The organism is Streptomyces sp. NRRL S-350 (assembly GCF_000719705.1).
Lineage (GTDB): Bacteria > Actinomycetota > Actinomycetes > Streptomycetales > Streptomycetaceae > Kitasatospora.
In genome coordinates this window covers 31,330-50,654 of record NZ_JOHO01000028.1, presented here as the reverse complement: position 1 = coordinate 50,654, position 19,325 = coordinate 31,330, and the positions used below count along the sequence as shown (strand labels likewise).

Sequence of the window (19,325 nt, the reverse complement as noted above, 5' to 3'; positions counted from 1 at the left end):
CTCCGCCCGGCCGGCACCTGCCGCCGGGGCCCTACTTGAGCTTGGGCCGCTGCCCCGACGTCGGCACCGGCTCCTCTTCCTCCTCGAACTCGGGCTCGTCCGGGAGGTGCACGTCGTTGACCGCGATGTTGACCTCGACGACTTCGAGACCGGTCATCCGCTCGACCGCGTGGATGATGTTCTCCCGTACCTGGCGGGCGAGTTCGGGGATGACCACGCCGTACTCGACCACCAGGGCGATGTCGATCGCGGTCTGTTTCTCACCGACCTCGGCCTTGATGCCCCGCCCGACGCTGGCCTTGCCGCCGGGCACCCGGTCCCGCATCGCGCCGAAGGTCCGGGCCAGCCCGGAGCCCAGCGCGTGGATCCCGGAGACCTCGCGGGCCGCCATCCCGGCGATCTTCTCCACCACGCCGACGGCCAGCGCCGTGCGGCCGCGCTCACCGCCCGGCCTCCCCCCGCCGTGGGCACCGGGCGGCGGACCGGGGGTCGGGGTGCCGCCGGGGTTCTTGTGCAGGGTCGCGGGCGTCGGAGTGTCAGGCATGGGCGCATCTCCCGTCGTACGGCTCCAGCTATATCGCAAACCTCCCCAACTCTGGCATTTCGCCACGTTCCCCGCCCCCTGAGCGGCGCCCGCCACCCGCCGCCCGGCGCACCCGGAAACGCCGCAGGCCCGGCCCAGGGTCTCCCCCGGGCCGGGCCTGCCGTCGATGCGGGCCGACCGACGCCGCGTGTCAGTCGCCGATCCCGGCGAGTTCCCTCAGCCGACGGGCCTGCGCCACCCGTTCGGCCGAACGCTGCTCCTCGAAGGAGCGCCCGGCGGCGCCCTGCAGGAGGGCCTTGGTCTCGATCACGGCGCCGCGCGGAGCGGCCAGCAGGGCCGCCGCGAGGTCACGGGCGGCAACGTCCAGCTCCGCGCCGGGCACGGCCAGGTTGGCCAGCCCGATCGCGGCGGCCTCCTCCGCGCCGACCCAGCGGCCGGTGGCGCAGATCTCCAGCGCCCGGGCGTAGCCGACGAGTTCGGTGAGCGGCTTGGTGCCGGCCAGGTCCGGGACGAGGCCGAGCGAGGTCTCCTTCATCGCGAACTGGACGTCGTCGGCGACCACCCGCAGGTCGCAGCCGAGCGCCAGCTGGAAGCCCGCGCCGACGGCGTGGCCCTGGACGGCGGCGATGGAGATCACGTCCGAGCGGCGCCACCAGGTGAAGGCCTCCTGGTACGAGGCGATGGTGTCGTCCAGTTCCTTGTCGCTCCCGCCGGCGAGCTGGAGGAAGGTGGGCTCGCCGGGGATGCCCTCGGCGGTGAACATGGCCCGGTCCAGGCCGGCCGAGAAGGAGACGCCCTCCGCGCGCAGGAGGACGACCCGGACGCTCCCGGGCAGGTCGCGGCCGGCGGCGGCGAGGGCGCGCCAGAGCGCCGGCGACTGGGCGTTGCGTCGCTTGGGCTGACAGAGGGTGACGACGGCGAGTTCGCCTTCGATCTCCAGGCGGACGCCGTCCCGCTCCCAGCTCGGGGCCTGCGGGTCGGTGGCGGGGGCGGTCATGCGGGAACCTCCGGTGGCGGGGGACGTGGCTACCGGAGAGTAACAAACCTGGGCGCGCGAAGGCAGGGGCTCTGCCGGGAAAGGTCGGCGGGGCATTGCCGGCACCGACGGGCGAGGAAGCGGACGGGGGACGGAGACACCCCGGACATGACGATCGGCGGCCGGTCCACACGACCCGAGGGAGGACGCCCAGCCGACGGTCAGCTGTCGTCACCTCGGTCGGCGCCCTGCCGCCGCGTCATCCAGCCATGGACTGACGAACCGTCAGGAACCGGCTCCGGCAGTCGCCTTGTTCTTGCCCCGCGTGGCACCACCGCGGCCCCGGAGGATCACTCCGGACTCGCTCAGCATCCGGTGCACAAAGCCGTACGAACGACCGGTCTCCTCCGCGAGAGCGCGAATGCTCGCCCCGGAGTCGTACTTCTTCTTGAGATCGGCCGCGAGCTTCTCACGCGCGGCACCGGTCACCCGGCTGCCCTTTTTCAGAGTCTCGGCCACCCGTGCCTCCTCGTAGCGTTGCTCGGTCAGATTCCCATGATCACCCATCCACCGCGTCCTGGCCACCCATTCGACAAGGTCGATGCCGGAAATGCGTGGTCCTGCGGTGGTGATCGGATCCGATCAGGGCGCTCACGCAGAGTGCACGCCCCCGAGCGGGTTCCGCCGTTCGCCGCGAATTGGCTGATCAGCAGTGTCGGCCCGACCACGATCGAGTGGCGGGCCGACAGGAAGTCCTTAAACGGAATCCGGGTCTACTTCATTCCCGGACACGCCGTAAGGACTAGGTTTTCTGGTCCGAAAAGCGGAGGCCGCGTCTACTCCCGGTCAGGCCAGCGAGACCAGGTCGGCGTAGGCCGGGCTCCAGAGGTCCTCCACGCCGTCCGGCAGCAGGATGATGCGCTCCGGCTGGAGTGCGTCGACCGCGCCCTCGTCGTGCGTGACCAGCACGACCGCACCGGAGAACTCGCGCAGCGCGCCCAGGATCTCCTCCCGGCTCGCCGGGTCGAGGTTGTTGGTCGGCTCGTCGAGCAGCAGCACGTTGGCGCTGGAGACCACCAGCGAAGCCAGCGCCAGACGCGTCTTCTCACCGCCGGAGAGGACCCCGGCCGGCTTGTCGACGTCATCGCCGGAGAACAGGAAGGAACCGAGGATCTTGCGGATCTGCACCAGGTCCGTGTCCGGCGCCGAGGAGCGCATGTTCTCCAGCACCGTGCGGTCCGGGTCCAGCGTCTCGTGCTCCTGGGCGTAGTAGCCGATCTTCAGGCCGTGGCCGGGGATCACCTCACCGGTGTCCGGCTGCTCCACCCCGGCCAGCATCCGCAGCAGGGTGGTCTTGCCGGCGCCGTTGAGGCCGAGGATGACGACCCGCGAACCGCGGTCGATGGCCAGGCCGACGTCGGTGAAGATCTCCAGCGAACCGTAGGACTTGGAGAGCCCGCTGGCCGTGAGCGGGGTCTTGCCGCAGGGGGCCGGGTCCGGGAAGCGCAGCTTGGCGACCTTGTCGTTCTGGCGCACCTGGTCCAGCCCGGACAGCAGCTTCTCGGCACGGCGGGCCATGTTCTGCGCCGCCACCGTCTTGGTCGCCTTGGCGCGCATCTTGTCGGCCTGGGCGTTGAGGGTCGCGGCCTTCTTCTCGGCGTTGGCACGCTCGCGCCGGCGGCGCTTCTCGTCGTCCTCGCGCTGCTGCTGGTACTGCTTCCAGCCCATGTTGTAGACGTCGATCGCGGAGCGGTTGGCGTCCAGGTAGAAGACCTTGTTGACGACCGTCTCGACCAGGTCGACGTCGTGCGAGATGACGATGAAGCCGCCCTTGTAGGTCTTCAGGAAGTCCCGCAGCCAGGCGATCGAGTCGGCGTCCAGGTGGTTGGTGGGCTCGTCGAGCAGCAGCACGTCGGAGTCCGAGAACAGGATCCGGGCCAGCTCGACGCGGCGGCGCTGACCACCGGAGAGGGTGTGCAGCTCCTGGTTCAGGATGCGGTCCGGCAGGCCCAGCGCGGCGGCGATCGTGGCGGCCTCGGCCTCGGCCGCGTACCCGCCCTTGGTGAGGAACTCGGTCTCCAGCCGGGCGTACTTCTTCATCGCGTTGTCCCGGGTGGCGCCCTTGCCGTTGGCCATCCGGTCCTCGTTCTCGCGCATCTTCTTCAGCACGCTGTCGAGGCCGCGGGCGGACAGGATGCGGTCCTTGGCGAGGACGTCGAGGTCGCCGGTACGCGGGTCCTGCGGCAGGTAGCCGACCTCGCCCGAGCGGGTGACGGTCCCGGAGGCGGGCAGGCCCTCACCGGCCAGCACCTTGGTGAGCGTGGTCTTGCCGGCACCGTTGCGCCCGACCAGGCCGATCCGGTCGCCGGCACCGACCTTGAAGCTCGCGGACTCGATCAGGATCCGGGCACCGGCGCGCAGCTCTAGGGCGTTGGCGGAAATCATGGCTGGGAACTACTCCTGGGACGTGGGCGGGCGGCCGGGCGGGGCCCGGGGCCGGGCGGACGGGAAGGGGCTTCATCGACGGTCGGCGCGGCACGTGGGAGCGCCGCCGCCCGCTATTGCCCGGAGAAGATAGCCATGGCGGCAAGTCTACCGGGCCGTGCGAAACGCCCCGGGGACGACCGCCCGCGGTACCGGCCCGCCCTGCGGGCCCCCTGACCGCCCGGCTCCCGGACCGCCCGGCCGCCGCCCGCTACGGCTGGTCCCCCGCGGGCGCCGTCGGGGCCCCGGTGTCGGCCGGGCCGTCCGTGGCGGTCGGGCCGGCACCGCCGGCCGGAGCGGCCGGGGCGTCCGCGACCGGCGCCGACGGGTCCGTGCAGCCGCCCTGCGGGCGGACGGCGGCGAAGGGCGCGTCGAGGCTGCCGCAGGCCGTCTCCGGCGCGGCCGCCTTGGTGTCGAACACCCGGGGCGGGACGATCGGACCGTCGGTGACCTCCACCCGGCTGCGGTCCAGCACCTTGACCGTCGCGGCCGGGCCGGTGCTCATCGCCCAGCCGTTGCTGTCCAGCCGGTAGCCGGTGATGCCGCCGGAGACGGCCTGCCCGCTGCTGTTGGTGCAGGTGCGCGGGATGAGCACGGCGTAGTCCGTGTGCACGGCGCGCAGCGGGTCGTAGACGCAGCCGTTGGCCGGCCTGTCGTTGTAGCGCAGGTCCCCGTCGGCGTCGCGCAGTCCCATGGTCAGGTTGGGCGTCACCAGGGCCAGCCAGGGCGAGCCGTCCCGCTGGACGGTGTGCAGCGCTGCCGCGGCCCGCTGCTTGGCGAGCTGCTTGCGCTGGACGTCGGTCCGCTTGTCGGCGCCGGGATCGCCGTCACCGCGCAGCCAGTCCTCCAGGCCGGGCACGGCACGGTGCCAGCGCACCGCGTGGTCGCCGGGGCGCACCGAGGTGACCATGCCGTCGTCCCAGACCACGATCGCGTTGTCCCCGGCCATCGCCAGGTAGAGCGCCTCGGCGCCCTCCCGGCGGTACGACCAGGCCTGCTCGCCGGTCCGCTTGTGGAACGCCTCCAGGCCCGGGCCCACCCTCAGGTCCAGGTCGGCCGCGCTGAGCGACTCCGAGTTCACCGGCGTCGCCTCGGCGTCACCCGGCCCCGCCACCCGGTCGCCGAACGGCACCGGCTTGTTCGCGTGTGCCGCCGCTCCGGCCGCAAGGACCAGCATCACCGCCAGGGCAGGCAGGATCGAGCGGGGGGTCAGTACACGCAGCGGCTTCCGGGACACGGCCGGAGCGTACCTTTCACCGGGCCCGCGAGTCAGCCCGGTTCCCTCCCCCGCCCGGGTGGTTGACCGCACGCCCCGGTCCGTGCGCCCCGGCCGCACGCCCGCCCGCCCACCTGCGTCGTCGGCTCCCCGGCCGCTCCGTGGCGCGTCCCGGAGCGGGCAGCGCGGGCCCGGCCGGACCGTTACAGAGCTGATACACGGCGGCGGGCCGGCCGCCGTTGCGGCAGACGGCGTTCGAATGCCGCCCACTTTAGGGTGACATTCGGCTTTTCTGCGCTCAGGCGGTCCTACTGTCGGCGAGCGGGGCGCCACGGTCCGTCCACGCCGAGACCGGGCGCCCCGCCCACGCGACGTCCGGAGGAGAGACCATGCGAATCGGCCGCCTGACGCTGGCCGCCGCCGCCCTGCTGCTGATGGCCACGGCCGGCGTCCCGGCCGGGACGCCGCCCAACCGGACCGAACGGCACTCCCTCTCCTCCGACGCCTTCGAGCCGCGCGGCGCCGCTCCCCGCCCGCCGGTCCAACGGCCGAAGCACGAGCCCCCGTTCGGCGCCTTCGTCGGCTCCTGGGACAGGTACATCCCGCAGATCAGCCGGTACGCGCAGTGGCTCGGCGACGCGAACCTGCAGGTCGGCCACACCTACCTGGCGGGCAACGGCTGGGCCGACATCGAGGGCGACCCGGTGGTGCTCGGCCTGTGGTCGCAGTGGCGGCTGGCCGACCCGGCCCGGCTGCTCGTCCTCGGCGTGCCGATGCTGGTGCCCAACGAGGCGAACGTGCCGGACGGCGAGGTCGCCAGGCTGCTCGCCCAGGGCGCGCGCGGGGACTTCGACGGGCACTTCCTCAAGCTCGCGCGGCGGCTGGTCGCCCTGGGCGGCGCGGACACCGTGCTCACCCCCGGGTGGGAGATGAACGGCACCACCTACACCCACCGCTGCAAGCCCGACCCGTCCGCGTGGAAGGCGTACTGGCGGCGGATCGTCGGCGTGATGCGCTCGGTGCCCGGGCAGCGGTTCCGCTTCGACTTCGCCCCCAACCGGGGCACGGACGCGATCCCGTGGACCAAGTGCTACCCCGGCGACGACGTGGTCGACATCATCGGCATGGACAGCTACGACCAGCCCGCCGGGGGCACCTTCGACGACTACGTGCGCGAGCCCTACGGCCTCCAGGACCAGGTGGAGTTCGCGGCCAGGCGCGGCAAGCCGGTCTCGTACCCGGAGTGGGGGCTGTTCCGCAACGGCGACAACCCCGAGTTCGTGCAGCGGATGGTCGACTGGATGCGCACCCACGACACCGCCTACCAGACCGTCACCGACTACTGCCCGCACGGCTTCTTCCAGTGCGGCAGCAACCCGCGCTCGGCGGCCCGGTTCAAGCAGCTGATGTCCGGGTCGAAGGGGGCGCCGACGGCGGGGCCGACAGCGCCCCCGACCCCCGCCGCCCCGGCCGTTCCGACCCCGCCGGCGGTGCCCTCCGCGCCGAGCGCCCCCGCCCTGCCGAGCGGGACGGGAGCCGCGAGCGCGAGCGCCGCGCCGAGTCCGTCGGCCGGTCCGACCCCGGGCCGGCGCTGAGCGATCAGCTCCGGCTGCGGGTCAGCAGCGCTTCCTTGAGCCGGGGGAAGCGGGTGCGCAGCTGGTGCGCCGCCGCCTGCCGGGCGCGCACCGCCCAGGCTCGCACGGCCGCCGCCGGCGCCGCCCCCGCCGGCCCCAGCAGCAGGCGCTGGTTGGGCAGCCGGTCCGGCCGCCAACGCTGCTTGTACGGCTCCTGGCCGCGCAGCAGGCCGAGCACCGGGATGCCCGCGGCGACCGTGTCGTCCAGCGCCGCGCTGAACAGCAGTCCGGCGATGTCCAGCCGCTCGCGCAGCAGCGGGTGGGCGCCGTACAGGTACAGGCCGCCGAAGGACGGGCAGAGCAGCAGCAGGTTCACCGCGACGAGTTCGCCGTCCAGGTGGAACTGGTGGACGGCGGCCTTCCCGGCGGCGACCAGGCCGGTGGTGGAGTCGGTCAGGTGCCGGGCGAACCGCTCGGTGCGGTGTTCCGGGGTGACACCCCGCTCCTGCCACTGCAGGAAGTGCAGCCGAAGCAGCTCCGCCATCGCCTGCGGCACCTCCGCCGGCGGTGTCGAGCGGACCTGCACCCCGGCCTCGGCGATCTTGCGCAGTTTCACCCGGCTGCGCTGGGCCGTCTTGCCGGGCACCCGCTTGAGCAGCCGCTCCATCGGGACGGCCGGCAGGTACTGGCAGAGCGAGTCCTGGTGGCGACGGCGGCAGCCGCGCCAGTGCTCGTAGACCCGCTGCACCGCCGCGTCGGGGTGCACCTCGCGCAGTTCCAGCGAGTGCCAGGGGCGGGTGAGCGGCAGGGCGGCGGCGAACTCGGCGGCGGCCCGGTCGGCGCACTCGTCGTCGAGCAGGACGTCGGTGTAGTCGATCAGCCCGGCACCGAGGCCGGTCAGGCCGCCGAGCGGGCCGCCGCGGTGCATGAAGGCGCCCGCGCCGACCAGCCGGCCGTCCCGGCGGACCAGCACCACCAGCAGGGCGCCCGGGCGGCCGTACTGGCGCCACCAGGAACGCTGCCAGGCGGCGGCCTGGAAGAAGGTGGCGGTCCGGCAGCGTGCCGCCAGCTCGTCCCACTCCCCGGCGACGGCGTCCAGGGCGTCGTCCTCGCGGCGCAGTTCGGTGGTCCAGGACGGCGTCGCGGCCTGGACCGGGAGGCCGGCGCGGCGGGTCTCGGTGCTCATCGGCCGCTCCCGGTCGCGGCCTTCTCCTTGACCGGGGCCTTCTCCTTGGCCGGGGCCTTCTCCTTGGCGGCGGTCCTCTCCTTGGCCGGGGTCTTCGCCGCCGCCCCGGTGCCGGCCTTCGGGTCGGCGTTCCCGACGGTCCTGGTGTCGGCCTTGGTGTCGGTCTCGGTGTCGGCCTTCGAGTCCGTCCCGGCCTCCGGCTTGGCGTCCGCCCCGGCCTTGGCCGGCTGCTCCTCGCTGCGCGGGCGCGGCGTCACGGGGATCGCCGCCGGCACGGGGATATCCGCCGGCACGGGGTCTGCGGCGGTGTCCCCGGTCCCTCCCGTCCCGGCGGGCGCGGCGGGCGCGGCGGCCCCCGGGGCTGCGGCCGTGTCCCGGCGACGGGTCATCATCACCAGCGCGCCCAGCAGCAGCCCGGCGGCGCCGCCGACCGCGACGTCCAGCGCGGCGGACGGCGTGGTCGGCTTGTCCGGCGCGGCGGCCGGCGCCAGCGTCACCAGCCGGACGTTGGTGTCCTTGCTGCTGGTGTTGGCGAAGGCGACCAGCGAGCCGGCCACCGCGTCGGCGGTCCGGGCGGCCTCCTGGGCGCGCGTCCCGGTGCCGGTGATCTCGATCATCGGGGCGTCCGGGGAGGTCGTCCCGTGCACCAGGGCTTCCAGTTCGGCCCGGGTGTGGCCGGTCTCGGCGGCCGCCACCGCGAGCACCTGCGGCTGGCCCGCCAACCGCCCGTACGCCTGGGCGAAGTTGGTCGCGGTCGCGGCCTCGCCCCGGTTCTGCGGGACCACCAGGACGTAGGCGCTGGCGGAGTAGGAGGGGGGCGAGACGACGGCGTACCCGGCGCCGGCCGCGGCGCCCAGGGGCACCGCGAGCGCCACCGGCCACCAGCGGCGGACCAGGCGGCGGGCGGTTCGACGCGGTGTGGTCATGGGGGCTCCTTGGGTGTGGGACGGCGGTTCCGGCGGTGGCGGGCGGTCAAGCGCGGGCCAGCCGGTCGTAGAGGGCGCCCAGGTCGGCGGCGACCCTGGCGATGTCGTAGTGGCCGACGGCCGGGGGGTGCGGCAGCGGGTCGGCGATGTGGTCGCTCAGGTGGCGCAGGTCGCGCAGCGCGGCGGCGTAGGCGGCGGGCTCCGACGGGATGCGGCGGGCCTGCGGGGCGGCACTGGGCGGCAGTTCGTCGAGTGCGGGGCAGGCGCTGTGCCGGACCGGCAGCCCGGCCGCCAGGCCCTCCAGCACGCCCAGGCCGAAGGTCTCCGCGGTGGAGGGCGCGGCCAGTACGTCGACCGCGGCCAGCAGTTCGGGCACGTCGTCGCGTTCGCCGGTGAGCACCAGCCGCTCCCGGACGCCGAGTTCGGCGGCCCGGCGCTCCAGCGCGGCGCGTTCGGGGCCCTCGCCGACCAGCACCAGCCGGGTGGCCGGGTCGAGTTCGGCGAGGGCCGCCACCAGCACGTCGAAGCGTTTGCCGGGGACCAGCCGGCCCACCGCGCCGACCACCCAACTCCCTTGCGGCAGGCCGAGTTCGGCCCGCAGCCGGCGGCGTGCGGCGGTCCGCTCACCGGGCGGGAGGCGGTAGCGGCCGATGTCGATGCCGTTGGGGATCAGTTCGATCCGGGTCGGCGGGACGCCCCAGGAGCCCAGTGTCTGGGCGACCTGCCGGGAGACCGCGACAGTGGTGCTGCCGAGCCGTTCGGCCGCCAGGTAGAGGCCCTTGACGCCGCGGGTGACGGGGCGGCCCTCGATCACCCCGGCGTGCAGCGAGTGCTCGGTGGAGACCACCGCGCGCACCCCGGCCAGTCGCGCGGCGAGCCGGCCGTACAGCTGCGCCCGGTAGAGGTGGGTGTGGACCAGGTCGTAGCGGCCGGCCCGGACCAGCCGGACCAGCCGGGGCAGTGCGCCGAGGTCGCGGTTGCCGCGCATGCCGAGGTGGTGGACGGTCACGCCGTCGGCGCGCAGCGCCGCGGCGACCGTCCCGGGGTTGGTCAGGGCGACCACCTCGCACCGCTGGTGCGCGGGCAAGTGCCTGAGCAGTAGGTGGAGTTGGCGTTCCGCGCCACCGGCGGCGAGCCCGGTGACGATGTGCAGCACCTTCACGGCCGGCGCTCCCCCCGCGCGCGGCGCAGTTCGGTGACGGCGTCGCGCAGGCGGTGCCGGCCCTTCTTCGCCCGCAGCCGCCAGGCGCCGTCGCGGTCGCCGACGTAGCAGCGGGGCAGGGCGAAGCGGCCGGTGAGCGAGGAGTGCGCGATGGCGCACGCGTAGTCGTAGCCGGCGTCCCGGATGGCCTGGGTGGCGGGCAGGTCGACGGCGCCGTACGGGTAGCAGAAGCCGGTGACCGGGCCGCCGACGACCTCCTCCAGCAGGCGCCGGCTCTCCCGGGCCTGCACCGCCAGGGCCTCGGCCGGCAGGCCGGGCAGCGCCTGGTGCCCGAGGCCGTGCGAGCCGATCTCCCAGCCGGCCGCGGCGAGTTCGGTGACCTCCTGGACGGTGAGCAGCTTCTTGCGGGGGCCCTCGGAGTCCCAGTCGTTGTCCCGCCCGAGCAGGTCGGCGACCACGTAGGCGGTGGCGGTGAAGCCGTACGCCTGGAGGATCGGCACCGCGTAGCGGGCGAAGTCGGCGTAGCCGTCGTCGAAGGTGAGGCCGACCAGCCGGTCGTCCCGGCCGAGGGCGCGGGCCCGCATCAGCTCGCGGACCGAGACGCCGCGCCGGCCGCGCCGGTGCAGCCAGGCGATCTGCTCGGCGAACCGCTCGGGGCTGACGGTGAGCCGGTACGGGTCCTCCTTCTCGACCGCCACCGAGTGGTACATCAGGATCCACGGCGAGGCGGAGCCGGGGATCGGCGGTTCGCCGACCGGGTGGCGGCTCCTGGGCAGTCGCGCCTGGTGCGGCGGGGCGTGGCCGACGCCCGTCTGGGCCGAACGGACGGTTCCCCGTTCATTGTCCATGGGGACGCTTCCCTTCTTCGGCGACGGTTGGCGGGTTCAGGGCCCGAGCGGCGGCGAGGACCGGGCCGCGCACCTCGCGGGCACCGAGGCCGGTGCCCAGGGCGGCGAAGGCCAGCGCGACGGTGAGGCCCCCGAGGAGGGTCGAGAGCAGGGGGTCGGCGGCCAGTCCGGCGGCGGCGGTGCCGAGCACGGTGGCCCCGGCGGCGGCGGCCACCAGCCGGCCGTGGCCGCCGAGCACCCGGCGCAGCCGCAGCGGGATGCCCCGCAGCACCAGGCCGTGCAGCAGCAGGGCGGCGGCGGCGGTGATGCCGGCCGCGTTGCCGGCGGCGAGCCCCAGGGCGCCGAAGCGGGGCGTCGCGAGCAGGCCGGTGGCGACGGTGACGCCGAGGCCGAGCACCATCGCGGCGGCCGGGTACCAGTCCAGCAGCCGGCGGCCGCCGTCCTCCGTCCCGGGGTCGTCGGCCCTGCGGACCACCGGGCGCAGCGAGAAGTACGGGCGGATCATCACGCCGATCAGCGCCTGGGCGGGCAGGCCGAAGCTGTACACCCGGATGACGTCGGCGGTGGCGGCGGTGTCGCGGGGGCCGAAGGCGCCGCGCTCGAACAGCAGCGCCACGACGGAGGGGGCGCAGGCCATCAGGAAGGCGGTGCCGAGCAGCACGACGGCCGCCGCCTGGCCGAGGTCCTTCTCCACCCGGTCGCGGGCGGCGGTGAGGTCCCCGGCGGCGAGCGCCCGGGCTACCAGCGGGAAGGTGACGGTGCAGATCAGGATGCCTGCCGTCATGGCGAGTTGGGAGACCTTGGCGGCGTAGTTGAGGTGCGAGATGGTGCCGGGCGGCAGCGCCGAGCCGAGGTAGCGCTCGACGAAGACCTGCGACTGGCGGGTCAGGGTGAAGGCGGCCACCGGCAGCAGGGCGAGCGGCATCAGCACGAGTGCCTGGCGCGAGCGGCGGGCGCGGCCGGTGCCGGACGGGCCCCGGCGCAGTCGGCGCAGGAACGGGCCGACCAGCAGGCCGACCATCAGCAGGCTGCCGGTCGCGACGCCGAGGGCGGCGGAGCTCACGCCGAGGGCGGCGTGGAGGGCGAGCAGGACGGCGAGGATGCCGAGGTTGTGGACGACGTAGATGCCGGCCGGGGCGGTGAAGCGGTGGTGGGCCCGCAGTGCGGCGGCCAGGTAGCCGGCCACGCCGAACGGCAGCACGGTGATCGCGGTGATCCGGGTGCACGTGACGGCGAGGCCGGGGTCGGGCAGGCCGGGGGCGAGCAGCTCGACCAACTGCGGGGCGCCGAGGGCGGCGGCCAGGGCGAGGGCGCTGAGCGCGATCAGCAGCCAGGGCAGGGTGGCGCGGACCAGCTGGCGGACGGGGTCGGGGGCGTCCGGGTCCTCCTCGCGGAGCACCAGGGCGAGGGCGAAGGCGGGCACCATGAGGAAGGACATGGCGTCCTCGATCAGCAGCGGTGCGGCCGTCTCGGGGACGGTCCAGGCGACCAGGAAGGCGTCGGTGCCCTGGTTGGCGCCGAAGTAGCGGGCGAGCAGGAGGTCGCGCAGCAGGCCGAGGCCCGAGCCGGCGGCGCTGAGCCCGGCGGTGATGCCGAAGGCCTTGGCGAGGAAGCCGCTCCGGGGGGCCGGGCCGGCTCCGGGGGTCGGCTGTTCGCCGGGGGCGCTGCGCGGCGCCGGGAGGGCGGAGGCCAGGGCGGCCGGCTGGTCGGTGGTCACCGGTCCGCCTCCCCGGCGGCGGCGCGGGCGGCGAGGCCGAGGACGACGGAGGTCAGCACGGTGGTGGTGCCGCCGATGTCGGCGTACAGGAAGTCGACGAGGACCCAGGTGAGCAGGGCGAGTGCGGCGAGGCCCGGGCCGCGGGAGCGGCGCAGGCAGCCGATCAGGAGGCCGAGGAAGAGCGCGGCGTAGGCGGTGATGCCGATCAGGCCCTGCTCGCTGAGGGCGAGGAAGTACATGTTGTGCGGGGAGAGCAGCGGTTCGCGCTGGAAGCCGATGGTGGCGTCGGCGGCGTCGCTGCCGGAGGACAGCCGCAACGGGGCGTGGCTGTCGCGCAGTTGCTGGAAGGCCTTGGGCCCGGCGCCGTGCACGGGGTGGTCCTGCCAGATCCGCCCGGCGGTGGCCCACAGGTCGTAGCGGTCGGAGACGGACTGGTCGGGGGCGGCGGAGACGGAGCCGATCGAGCTGAGCCGCTTGGTGACGCCGGAGCCGCCGAGGCCGAGTCCGCCGACCAGGACGACCGCGGCGGCCAGGCCGACGACGGCGCTGCGGACGGCGAGCCGGGCGTCGGCGCGCAGCAGCAGCACGGTGGCGGCGAGGCCGGTGGCGATCCAGCTGCCGCGGCTGAAGGAGACGGCGAGCGGGAAGGCGAGGAAGGCGGCTGCGGCGAACATCGCCCGCCGCAGCCGGGCGTCGCCGCCGGGCCCGCGCTCGCCGAGCGCGAGGGCGAGGGCGGCGAGCAGCCCGTAGCTGACGACGGTGGACATCGCCATGATGTCGAGCGCGCCGAAGGTGCCGACGGCCCGGATCGGCTGGCCGGTGTAGGAGGCGCCGGTGCGGGTGAGGTACTGGTTCGCGCCGACCACGCCCTGGATGAGTGCGGCGAGCACGAAGGAGCCGAGGACCAGGCGCTGGTCGGTGCGGTCGCGCAGCGAGCAGAGCACCCCGGCGGGCACCAGCACGAAGACCTGGGTGAGCCGGACGAAGCCGGTGATGCTGGTGGCCGGGTCGATCGAGCCGACGGTGGCGACGGCGGCGGCGACCACGACGCCGGCGAACAGCGCGCAGGTGGCCCGGTCGACGGCGGGCAGCCGGCCGCGCAGCAGGTCGAGCGCGGTGAGGGCGACCAGGGCCAGCGAGGCGAGGTCGGCGGCGGTGATGTGGACGGCGGCCGCGACGTCCTTCTCGCCGGTGGGCACGCAGACCAGCAGGACGGTGGCCGCGGCCAGCAGGCTGGGCCGCTCGGCGAGCGCGGGCAGCGCCCTGCGTAAGGCGGGGCGCGGCAGGGCCGTGAGGGTCAGGGCCACGCGGGTCAGCTCCCGTCCGGGTGGAGCATCAGGACCGCGGTGCGGCACAGGATCTTGACGTCCTGCCAGAGGCTCCAGCTCTCGATGTAGCGGTTGTCGAAGCGCGCCCGGTCCTCGATGGAGGTGTCCCCGCGCAGGCCGTTGACCTGGGCCAGGCCGGTCAGGCCGACCGGGACGCGGTGGCGGTCGGCGTACTCGGGGTAGGCCTGGCCGAACCGCATGACGAAGTACGGGCGTTCGGGGCGCGGGCCGACCAGGCTCATGTCGCCGCGCAGGACGTTCCACAGCTGCGGCAGCTCGTCCAGGGAGCTCTTGCGCATGAGCCGGCCGACGGCGCCCATCCGGTGGTCCTGGGCGATGTTCCAGCGGGTCGCGGACTCGTGCTCGTTGCTCGGGCGCAGGGTGCGGAACTTGAGGACGGTGAAGACCTTGCCGTCCAGGCCGGTGCGCTGCTGGCGGAAGAGCACGCCGGGCCCGGTGTCGAAGCGGACCGCGAGGGCGCAGAGCGCCAGGACGGGGGAGAGCAGCAGCAGGCCGACGGTGGCGGCGGTGATGTCCAGGGCGCGCTTGCCGGCCCAGCCGGGGCGGCGCATCGCCGGGCGGCCGACCCGCAGGCAGGGGAAGCCCCACAGGTGGTCGCCGCCGGAGGTCGGGGCGGTGGTCAGCGAGCCGTACTCGCGCAGCGCCGGCACCAGCCAGACCTGGCAGCCCAGCCGGGCGGCCTCGCGCAGGGCGACGGCGGTCTCGCCCTCGTCGGCGGCGCCCGCGGTGGCGATCACGTGCTGGATCCGGTGGCGGCGCACCTCGCGCTCCAGCACCTCGGGGCCGCCGAGGACGGGCAGGCCGGTGCCGTCGGCGAGCGGCGGCGGGTCGGCGTCGAGGAGGCCGACCGGGCGCATCCCGTACTCGCCGTGCTCGCCGAGGGCGGCGGCGACCCGGCGGCCGAGCCGGCCGGCGCCGAGCACCAGGGTGGGGCTGGGGCGGCTGCGGCGGATGCGTCGGACCAGGTGGTAGAGGACGGCGCGGCCGACGGCGGCGGTGAGCAGTTGGACGCCGAGGAGCACGGTGAGGCGGGTCGGGGCGACCGGGCCGCAGTCAGGCCAGTGGCCTCCGAGGCAGCCGGACAGGGTGACGGCGAAGGCGGCGGCGACCACCGCCCGGGCGGCCAGCGCGGGCAGTTCGTCCAGCACGGACAGGGTGAGCCGGGCGCGGTAGAGGCCGCCCGCGAGGTTGAGCAGGAGCAGCAGGGGCAGGACGGCGGGCACGCCCAGCAGGGGGTCGAGGGGGGCGCCGGGGTCGAGGGCCCGGTTGGCGATGCCGCCGGCGGAGCACAGTGCGATGGTGTCGGCCTGGACCAGGGCGAGCGGCAGGGCCAGCCGGTTGCGGACCGCCCCGCGGTGCCGGCGCGGCGCCGGGAAGGCGCGGCTGTGCGCCGCGCCCGCCGGGCGGTCGAGCAGCCCGGTGCCGGGCCGCCGGGGGCCGGACAGGGGGCCGCCCGCTCGCGGCACGCTTTCGTGGTCAATGGTCATCAGCGCACGATCTCCCCTGCTGTGTGCCCCGGGTGATGGTGCCCCGGCACCGGTTGGCGCGGGGCGGCCGTCCCCGCCCGGAGGGCGCGGTCCTGACAGCACCTGCTGCCGCTGGCGGCGTTCGGATCCCCCGTGGCGGGGCCGATCGCGAAGGCACCGGTCTTGAGAAGCGCGGTTGCGAGGGGCTCAGCCGTGAATTCCCGGTCTGAAATCTGAACGAAGCAGGCAAAATCCGACAATACAGAACGTGGGGGTACCGGCTGGAAGGTGACTTGCCGTTTCATTCCAGCCGCCCATTAATAGGTATTTCGGATTACGCCTCGCCCCATATCCGGTTGAGGGTGCGAATACGGCAGCACCGGAAAGGCGGCCATTCACGGCATGTGAAACGATCAGATCCGCTCTGGGACACGGCTGCGGCGCCGCCCCGCCGCCGGTCCGGCGCCCAGCAGATGGCGGTAGAGGACGTCCACCTGTTCGACCACTGTGCGCACGTCGTGCCGGGCCGCCACGTGCTCGCGGAGCCTGGCGCCACGCCGCTCGCATTCGATCGGATCGGACAGCGCTTCGGCCATTCGGGTGGCGAGGGCCGCCGCGTCCTCCACCGCGACCACGGCGTGCTCCCGCTCCGCGGGCGGCAGGCACTCCCGCGCGCCCGGGACGTCCGTCAGCAGCACCGGACGGGCGGCCGACATCGCCTCCAGCGGGGCCAGCGCCATCCCCTCCCAGCGTGAGGGCAGCACCACCAGGTCGGCCGCCGCCAGCCACGGGCGCGGATCCGCCACGTCCCCCACCAGCCGGATTCGGGCGGGCTCGGCGGTCTCCCGGACCAGCTCCGCCACCCGCTGCTCCTCCGGGCCGCCGCCGACCAGCGCCAGCCGGGACCTCGGCACCCGGCGCAGCACCTCCGGCCAGGCGGCCAGCAACACGTCCTGGCCCTTCTGCCGGCACAGCCGCCCGACGCAGACCGCGAGCGGGGCGTCCAGGTCCAGGCCGAGCGCGATCCGGGCGGCCCTGCGGTCGGCGGGCGCGTAGTGCCGGACGTCCACGCCGTTGGGCACCACCGCCCAGTCGGCATGCACCCCCGCGGCCACGCCGTCGGCCCGCTCCTGGACGCTGACGCACAGCAGCCGGTGCGCCCAGCGGGTGGCGAACCGCTCCCAGCGCAGGGTGGTGGCGGCCAGCGCGCCGTCGACGGCGGCGAAGGACCAGGCGTGCGGCTGGAAGACGGTCGGCACCGCGCCGCGCACCGCCAGCCGCCCGGCCAGACCGGCCTTGGCGCTGTGCAGGTGGACCACGTCGGGCGCGGCCGCCCGGACGATCCGGCGCAGCCGCCACGCCTCGGCGGCGGTGCCCGGGCCCGGCGAGCGCCCGGCCGGCCAGTCCCGGACCAGCGCGCCCACCGCGGCGGCCTCCGCGGCCAGCCGCCCACCGCGCGGACAGGCGACCAGCACCCGGTGGCCGGCCTCGCGCTGCCCCCGGACCAGATCGGCGACGACGCGGGCCACCCCGCCGTCCACCGGTTGAGAAATGTGAAGGATCGTCATATGCACGGCGGCGAGCCTAGGGTGGCTCCCCCGTACCGGACGGCCCCCGTCACCCGCAGGTGGCGGTTCGGCCACCCGTACGGCTTTCCGCTCGCACGGGTGGCCGAGCCAATCGAATCGCCGGGCGATTCACGCACATCGATGGATCCAAGGGACCGAACCGCGCGGCCGGCGGATTACGGCGCCTCGGCGGACGCCGGTCGACCCCAGCCGGCCGACCCCCGCCGACCGATCCGGGCGGCCGATCCGGGCGGCCGATCCGGGCGGCCCGGGCGGACCCCGGCGGGGCCTCAGCCGACCTCAGCCGACCTCGGCGGCCAGGTTGGCCAGCACCTGGTCGTGGATCCGGTTGAGGCCCTTCGGGGCGAAGGTGCGCTCGAAGAAGCCGCCGATGCCGGTCGCGCCCTGCCAGGTGGCGGTCACCGTCACCTTGGAGCGGCCCTCGCCGACGGCCGCGACGGTCCAGGTGATCACCATGCTGGAGTTGGCGTCCTTCTCGACCAGCCGGTCCGGCGTCGGCGCCGAGACGGTGAACAGGCAGTCGCGCACCCGCTTCTCGGTGGCCTGCAGCCTCCAGTGCACCTGGGTGCCCGCGCCGGTGCCGCCGACCCGGACCTCGTACTCGCTGTACTGCGCGGGCAGCAGCTTCGGGCGGGTCACCTGGTAGTCGGCCAGCGCCTCGTACACCCGCTCGGGGGCGGCGTCGTAGACCCGCTCGGTGGTGGCCTGCACCTGTCCCATGGCCTTGCTCTCCTCGTCTGCCGGGTAGCGATCTCACCGGCAAGCCAACCACAGCGTCACGCCCGCGACACGGCGGGATAGGGTGGCCGGTGTGCTCGATCTGGTGACTGCGGTGCGCTACGTCGATCCGCTGCGGGCCGGCGGCTCGGTGCCCGGCGTGGTGGAGACGGACGACCTGGGAACGTACGTGGTCAAGTTCACCGGGGCCGCGCAGGGCCGCAAGGCGCTGATCGCCGAGGTGATCGTCGGCGAGCTGGCCCGGCGGCTGGGACTGCGGGTGCCGGAGCTGCGGCTGGTGGACTTCGACCCGGCCGTCGCCGCGGACGAGCCCGACACCGAGATCCAGGACATGCTCAGGGCCAGCGCCGGCGTCAACCTCGGCATGGACCTGCTGCCGGGGGCGCGGGACTTCCGGCCGGGGATGATCCCGGTGGGCTCCGCCGAGGCCGGCCGGGTGGTCTGGCTGGACGCCCTCACGGGCAACGTCGACCGCACCGTGCACAACCCCAACCTGGTGGTCTGGCACCAGCGGCTCTGGCTGATCGACAACGGCGCCGCGCTGATCTTCCACCACCGCTGGCCGGGGGCCGGGGCGGCGGTCGGCAAGCGGTACGACCTCAGCGCGCACGCGCTCGGCGGCTCGGCCCCGGACGTCCGGCTGGCCGACGAGGAACTCGGCCCGCTGGTCACCGTGCCGCTGCTGGAGGAGGTGCTGGCGCTGGTCCCGGACGCGTGGCTGGCGGACGAGCCCGGCTTCGACTCGGTGGACGCCGTCCGGCACGCGTACGTCACCCACCTGGCGGCCCGGGCGGTGCTCTCCTCGGAGTGGCTGCCGGAGGGCTTCGCCACGCCCGAGCAGCTCCGTGAGGCCGACCGCCGGCAGGCGGCCCGGACCCGGGCCGGGCGGCCGGCCTGGTTGCAGGAGGTGCCCGACCTGCACGGCAAGCCGTCGGTGGAGACGGTCTGGGAGCACCACGTCGACGGACCCGAGCACGTCGACGGTCGCTAGCCGGTCGCCGGCGCGCCGGTCGACCGCCGGGTGCCAGACGGTCACTCGCCGGGTGCTAGCCGATGGCCGGGCGGATCCAGGCGAAGTACTCGACCGCGGTGCCGAGCAGCAGGCCGAAGGCCTTCACCGGGAACGCGATGTCCTTGGACAGCCCCTGCGCCCGGGCGATCAGGGCGGCGAGGCCCGACCCGAGCAGGGGGCCCGCGGCGAGGAGCGCGGCGAGCGGCAGCAGCGCGACGGCCGGGCCGCCGGCGGCGAGGCCCATCATCGCGGCCACCAGGCCGCCGGTCACCACGGCGGCGAGCATCGGTGCGGCGAACAGCAGTTGGCCCACGCCGAGGGCGAGTGCGATCCGGTTGCGCCTGGCGGGGGCGCTCTGCTCGACGGAAGCGGTCTGGGCCATGCCGATCGACTCCTGGGGTGGGTCCGGTGGGTACCGATCCATCCTGGTCGGCGGGGGCGGCGGCGGCCTGAGTACGGCTACTCAGACGCGACCGGGGAGCGGGACCAGTGGCCCCGCTCCCCGGCTCAGCGATCAGGTGTCGCCGTGGTCAGCGCG

At 74.8% G+C, this 19,325-nt stretch carries 17 protein-coding genes; 2 read left to right on the top strand and 15 right to left on the bottom strand.

Annotation, left to right across the window (positions count from 1 at the left end):
* Positions 1 to 31: 31 nt before the first annotated feature.
* From IF30_RS0124100 to IF30_RS0124080, 5 genes are all read right to left on the bottom strand, one after another.
* Complete coding sequence (locus IF30_RS0124100; RefSeq protein WP_078891635.1) at positions 32 to 544, bottom strand: Asp23/Gls24 family envelope stress response protein; 513 nt, start codon at positions 542 to 544, stop codon at positions 32 to 34.
* 190 nt (positions 545 to 734) lie between these two features.
* The gene (locus tag IF30_RS0124095) at positions 735 to 1,541 is read right to left on the bottom strand and encodes an enoyl-CoA hydratase/isomerase family protein (RefSeq protein ID WP_030242117.1); all 807 of its coding nucleotides are present in this window, start codon (positions 1,539 to 1,541) and stop codon (positions 735 to 737) included.
* A 264-nt stretch (positions 1,542 to 1,805) separates the two neighbouring features.
* Positions 1,806 to 2,039: a helix-turn-helix domain-containing protein gene (locus tag IF30_RS0124090; RefSeq protein ID WP_030059940.1), complete on the bottom strand. Its 234-nt coding sequence runs from the start codon at positions 2,037 to 2,039 to the stop codon at positions 1,806 to 1,808.
* Positions 2,040 to 2,366: 327 nt separating this feature from the next.
* On the bottom strand, positions 2,367 to 3,965 hold the full coding sequence (locus IF30_RS0124085; protein ID WP_030242113.1) for an ABC-F family ATP-binding cassette domain-containing protein: 1,599 nt from the start codon (positions 3,963 to 3,965) through the stop codon (positions 2,367 to 2,369).
* A 250-nt stretch (positions 3,966 to 4,215) separates the two neighbouring features.
* A complete protein-coding gene (locus IF30_RS0124080; RefSeq protein WP_030242111.1) occupies positions 4,216 to 5,241 on the bottom strand; it encodes a hypothetical protein in 1,026 nt (341 codons plus the stop codon).
* Between the two features lie 368 nt (positions 5,242 to 5,609).
* Between IF30_RS0124080 and IF30_RS0124075 the strand changes: the two genes are divergently transcribed.
* Positions 5,610 to 6,815, top strand: a complete 1,206-nt coding sequence (locus IF30_RS0124075) for a glycoside hydrolase family 26 protein (protein WP_030242107.1) — start codon at positions 5,610 to 5,612, stop codon at positions 6,813 to 6,815.
* Between the two features lie 4 nt (positions 6,816 to 6,819).
* Here IF30_RS0124075 and IF30_RS0124070 read toward each other — a convergent pair whose 3' ends face one another.
* The 9 genes from IF30_RS0124070 to IF30_RS0124030 all read right to left on the bottom strand — a co-directional run bounded on the left by IF30_RS0124070 (position 6,820) and on the right by IF30_RS0124030 (position 17,757).
* On the bottom strand, positions 6,820 to 7,980 hold the full coding sequence (locus tag IF30_RS0124070; RefSeq protein WP_078891634.1) for a GNAT family N-acetyltransferase: 1,161 nt from the start codon (positions 7,978 to 7,980) through the stop codon (positions 6,820 to 6,822).
* Entirely contained in the window at positions 7,977 to 8,906 is a 930-nt protein-coding gene (locus IF30_RS50615) for a Wzz/FepE/Etk N-terminal domain-containing protein (protein ID WP_051710972.1), read from the bottom strand. Before IF30_RS50615 ends, IF30_RS0124070 begins: the two co-directional genes overlap by 4 nt.
* 46 nt (positions 8,907 to 8,952) lie before the next feature.
* Entirely contained in the window at positions 8,953 to 10,068 is a 1,116-nt protein-coding gene (locus tag IF30_RS0124060) for a glycosyltransferase (RefSeq protein ID WP_030242099.1), read from the bottom strand.
* Positions 10,065 to 10,916, bottom strand: a complete 852-nt coding sequence (locus tag IF30_RS0124055) for a polysaccharide deacetylase family protein (RefSeq protein ID WP_078891633.1) — start codon at positions 10,914 to 10,916, stop codon at positions 10,065 to 10,067. The genes IF30_RS0124060 and IF30_RS0124055 overlap by 4 nt, the downstream gene beginning before the upstream one ends.
* Positions 10,906 to 12,633, bottom strand: a complete 1,728-nt coding sequence (locus IF30_RS0124050) for a lipid II flippase MurJ (RefSeq protein WP_051710970.1) — start codon at positions 12,631 to 12,633, stop codon at positions 10,906 to 10,908. Before IF30_RS0124050 ends, IF30_RS0124055 begins: the two co-directional genes overlap by 11 nt.
* Positions 12,630 to 13,940 carry an O-antigen ligase family protein gene (locus IF30_RS0124045; protein ID WP_107054502.1) on the bottom strand — a complete coding sequence of 437 codons (1,311 nt, stop codon included), beginning with the start codon at positions 13,938 to 13,940 and terminating at the stop codon, positions 12,630 to 12,632. Before IF30_RS0124045 ends, IF30_RS0124050 begins: the two co-directional genes overlap by 4 nt.
* A gap of 5 nt (positions 13,941 to 13,945) precedes the next feature.
* Positions 13,946 to 15,469 carry a sugar transferase gene (locus IF30_RS0124040; RefSeq protein WP_030242092.1) on the bottom strand — a complete coding sequence of 508 codons (1,524 nt, stop codon included), beginning with the start codon at positions 15,467 to 15,469 and terminating at the stop codon, positions 13,946 to 13,948.
* 392 nt (positions 15,470 to 15,861) lie between these two features.
* Complete coding sequence (locus tag IF30_RS0124035; RefSeq protein ID WP_030242090.1) at positions 15,862 to 17,016, bottom strand: glycosyltransferase; 1,155 nt, start codon at positions 17,014 to 17,016, stop codon at positions 15,862 to 15,864.
* A 300-nt stretch (positions 17,017 to 17,316) separates the two neighbouring features.
* Positions 17,317 to 17,757 carry an SRPBCC family protein gene (locus tag IF30_RS0124030; RefSeq protein WP_030242089.1) on the bottom strand — a complete coding sequence of 147 codons (441 nt, stop codon included), beginning with the start codon at positions 17,755 to 17,757 and terminating at the stop codon, positions 17,317 to 17,319.
* 91 nt (positions 17,758 to 17,848) lie between these two features.
* On the opposite strand from IF30_RS0124030, the gene IF30_RS0124025 reads away from it, so the two are divergent.
* Positions 17,849 to 18,766 carry a HipA family kinase gene (locus IF30_RS0124025; protein WP_030242088.1) on the top strand — a complete coding sequence of 306 codons (918 nt, stop codon included), beginning with the start codon at positions 17,849 to 17,851 and terminating at the stop codon, positions 18,764 to 18,766.
* Positions 18,767 to 18,821: 55 nt separating this feature from the next.
* Here IF30_RS0124025 and IF30_RS0124020 read toward each other — a convergent pair whose 3' ends face one another.
* On the bottom strand, positions 18,822 to 19,169 hold the full coding sequence (locus tag IF30_RS0124020) for a hypothetical protein (protein WP_030242087.1): 348 nt from the start codon (positions 19,167 to 19,169) through the stop codon (positions 18,822 to 18,824).
* Positions 19,170 to 19,325: the final 156 nt, after the last annotated feature.